The sequence below is a fragment of the Streptomyces sp. UNOC14_S4 genome (assembly GCF_020740835.1).
Taxonomy (GTDB): domain Bacteria; phylum Actinomycetota; class Actinomycetes; order Streptomycetales; family Streptomycetaceae; genus Streptomyces.
In genome coordinates this window covers 1-3,587 of the sequence record NZ_JAINFC010000652.1, presented here as the reverse complement: position 1 = coordinate 3,587, position 3,587 = coordinate 1, and the positions used below count along the sequence as shown (strand labels likewise).

1 protein-coding gene is annotated in these 3,587 nt (G+C 77.0%); it reads right to left on the bottom strand.

The features are described 5' to 3' along the window. Positions 1-3,587 (bottom strand): non-ribosomal peptide synthetase (locus K6I34_RS33740; RefSeq protein WP_229331853.1); only part of this gene is annotated, 3,587 nt, incomplete at both ends.

Genomic DNA, 3,587 nt, shown 5'->3' with positions numbered 1-3,587 from the left:
GCCCGGGGCGCCGTGCCCGCGCGGCGGGCCGCGTAGGCGGTCGCGAGGTCCCGCCACAGCGGCGCCAGCGACCAGCCGTCGCAGGCTATGTGATGCACCGTCAGTGCCAGGACGTGCCGGCCGGGGCCGGGGGTGAACAGGCGGGCCCGTACGGGGATCTCGGCCGCGAGGTCGAAGGGCGCGCGGACCGCGGCGGCCACCGCGGCGTCCAGCGCGTCCGCCGCCACCTCCGTCACGTCCAGCCGGAGCCGGGCGGCCGCGCCGTCCAGGACGAGCTGCCGCGGCACTCCGGCCGTCTCCGGGAACACCGTCCGCAGGCTCTCGTGCCGCTCCACCACGTCGGCCAGCGCCGCCTCCAGGGCCGCCCGGTCCAGCTCGCCGTCCAGCTCCAGCACGAGGGGCACGTTGTACGCGGCGCCCGGACCCTGCAGCCGGTCGAGGAACCACAGCCGCCGCTGGGCGAACGACAGCGGCACCTCGCCGGGGCGCGCCGTCCGCTCCAGGGGCGGCCGGTCCCCGGCCGACGCCCGGCGCACGGCCTCGGCGAGCCCGGCGACGGTCGGCGTCTCGAAGACGCTGCGCACCGGCAGCTCCAGGCCGAGGACGGACCGCAGACGGGTGCTGAGCCGGGTGGCGGAGAGCGAGTGCCCGCCGAGGGTGAAGAAGCTGTCGTCGACGGTGACGCCGGAGACGCCCAGGATGTCGGCGAACAGCCCGCACAGCAGCTCTTCGAGCGGGGTGCGCGGGGCCCGGCCGCCCTCGGTGGAGCCGGTGCCGGGCTCCGGCAGCCTGCGCCGGTCCACCTTGCCGTTCGCCGTCAGCGGCAGGGTGTCGAGGACCACGGTCGCCCCGGGCACCAGGTACTCGGGCAGCCGCTCGCGCAGGTAGGAGCGGACGGAGGAGACCAGCGCGCCGGTGTCCCGCGCGGCGGCGGGCGCGTTGACGAGCGACGCGAGCGGCACGCCCGCGGGCGCGGGACCGCCGCCGCCCGGGGTGCCGGGCTCCCGGGCGGTCAGGACGACGTCCAGGGCGCCCTCCTCGGTGGCCGACCAGGAGGCCGAGGCCCGCAGGCCCAGGTCCTCCGCCAGCTCGTGCAGCCGCTCCAGCGCGTCGGTGTCGGCGTCGTCCTTGCCGCTCAGGGCCCGTATCCGGGCCGGGCCGTCCGCACCGTCCAGGGCCCGGGCGGCCCGGGCCACGGGCGCGAGCCGGGCGTCCGGCACCCCGGTCAGCCGTATGTCGCCCGCCGGTGGCTCGGCGCGCAGCAGGGCCGCCAGCGTGCCGGTCGCGCAGACGTCCTGACGCCACGGCAGCTCCCGCACCGGCGGGGGAGTGCCCGCGTCGGCGGGCAGCTTGCGGAGCACGGCGTCGTAGCGGTAGCGCGTCAGCTCGTTGACGTACCGGCCGCGCTTGACGCGCACTTCGCTGCCGACCCGGCCCGGCAGCGAGGCCGCCAGCTCGGTGAAGAACGCGGGGTCGACCAGCAGCTCCTTCTCGCGCACCATGGCGTGCTCGACCGCCGCGCGCACGGCGGCGGGGTCGCCCGGCAGGGCGTCGTCGCGCAGCCGGACGTCGGTGTGGAAGGCGCGCAGCAGGCGCAGGTTGCGGACGTCGCCGACGAACACCGCCCCGCCGGGCACGAGCAGCCCGACGGCCTCGCCCAGGACGTCCGCGAGGTAGCGGGCGTCGGGGAAGTACTGCGTCACGGAGTTGATCACGACCGTGTCGAAGAACCCGGCCGGCAGCTCCGGGAGAGCGTCGGCGGAACCGGCCCGCAGCTCCACCCGGCCCGCGAGCGCCGGGTCCTCGCGCACCAGTTGCCGCAACGCCTCGATGACCTGCCCGGAGAGGTCCGTGCCCCAGTACGCCTCGCAGTGCGGCGCCAGCCGGGACATCAGCAGACCGGTGCCGACGCCGATCTCCAGCACCCGGCGGGGGCGCAGCTCCCGGATGCGGGCCACCGTGGTGTCCCGCCACTGGAGCATCTGCTCCAGGGGGATCGGCTCGCCGTCGTAGCTGCTGTTCCAGCCGGAGAAGTCCTCGCCGAAGCGCGCACCGGCGGCGCCGCTGTACAGCGAGTCGTAGATCTCCTGCCACTCGCCGACGCGGTCGGCGCCGTCCGCGGCCGTCTCCGCGCCGCTCTCCTCGGCCGGTACGACGTAGCCGACGAGCCGCTTCTGGCCGGGCCTGTCCTCCCGGACGACGACCGCCGCCTGGGCGACCCCGGGGTGGCCCGCGAGCACGGCCTCGACCTCGCCGGGCTCGACCCGGAAGCCGCGGATCTTCACCTGGTCGTCGCTGCGGCCCACGAACTCCAGGACGTCGTCGGCGCCGCGCCGCACCAGGTCGCCGGTGCGGAACAGCCGGGCGCCGGGCTCGCCGAGCGGGTCGGCGACGAAGCGCTCGGCGGTGAGCCCGGGGCGGTTCCAGTAGCCGCGCGCCAGCCCGGAGCCGCCCAGGTAGAGCTCGCCGACCTCGCCGGGCGGCACCGGCGCGAGCCGGGGGTCGAGCACCTCGGTGCGCATCCCTGCCATCGCGGCGCCGATCGGCACGACCGTGCCCAGCACCCCCGCGTCCGCCACCCGGTGGCAGGTGGCGAACGTGGTCGTCTCCGTCGGCCCGTAGCCGTTGACGACCGCGGTCTCGGGGCACGCGCGCAGGACCCGGCGGACGGCCGCGGGGGAGACCGCGTCGCCGCCCGTCCACACCTCGCGCACCCCGCGGAAGCACTCCGGCGCCTCCTCGGCCAGCACCGAGAACAGCCCCGCGGTCACCCACAGGCCGGTGATGCCCGCCTCCGTCACCGCCGCGGCGACGGCCCGCGCGTCCAGCTCGCCGGGCGGCGCGACCACGACCGCGCCGCCGCGCAGCAGCGGCACCCACAGCTCGTACGTCGAGGCGTCGAAGGCGTGCGGCGAGTGCAGCAGGACCCGGCCGTGCGCGTCGCCGCGCCACGCCTGGTCGCGGGCGAGGCCCACCACGTTCTCGTGGGTGACGGCGACGCCCTTGGGGGTGCCGGTGGAGCCGGAGGTGAACATCACGTACGCCAGCTGGCGCGGCTCGCAGGGGTACGGCGACGCGGCGGGCGCCTGGGTGCCGGTGTCCCGCGCGGCGAGGCCGGACAGGTCCACGGGCAGGACGCGGTGGTCCGCGGTGATCCGGGTGTCCGTCTCCTGACCCGCCGTCAACAGCGGTCCGGCGCCGGTCTGGTCGAGGATCCACCGCAGGCGGGTGACGGGCTGGCGCGGGTCCAGCGGGACGTAGCAGCCGCCCGCCTTGACGACGGCGAGCAGGGAGACGACCAGCTCCGCCGAACGGTCCATCAGCACGCCCACGGTGCCGCCCGGCTCCAGCCCCTCCGCCACCAGGAGACGGGCCAGCCGGTCGGTGAGGTCGTCGAGTTCGCGGTAGGTCAGCGCGGTGTCCGTCGCGCCCGCGGCGTCCACCAGCGCCGTCGCGTCGGGGGTGAGAGCCGCCTGCCGGGCGAACGCCTCCGGGAGCGTCGCCGGGAGCGCGGAGCCGTCGTGCGACGGAGGGAGATCGTGTGGGCCGCGTGGGGCGTGTGGGGGAGTGGGGAGCGGAGCACCGGC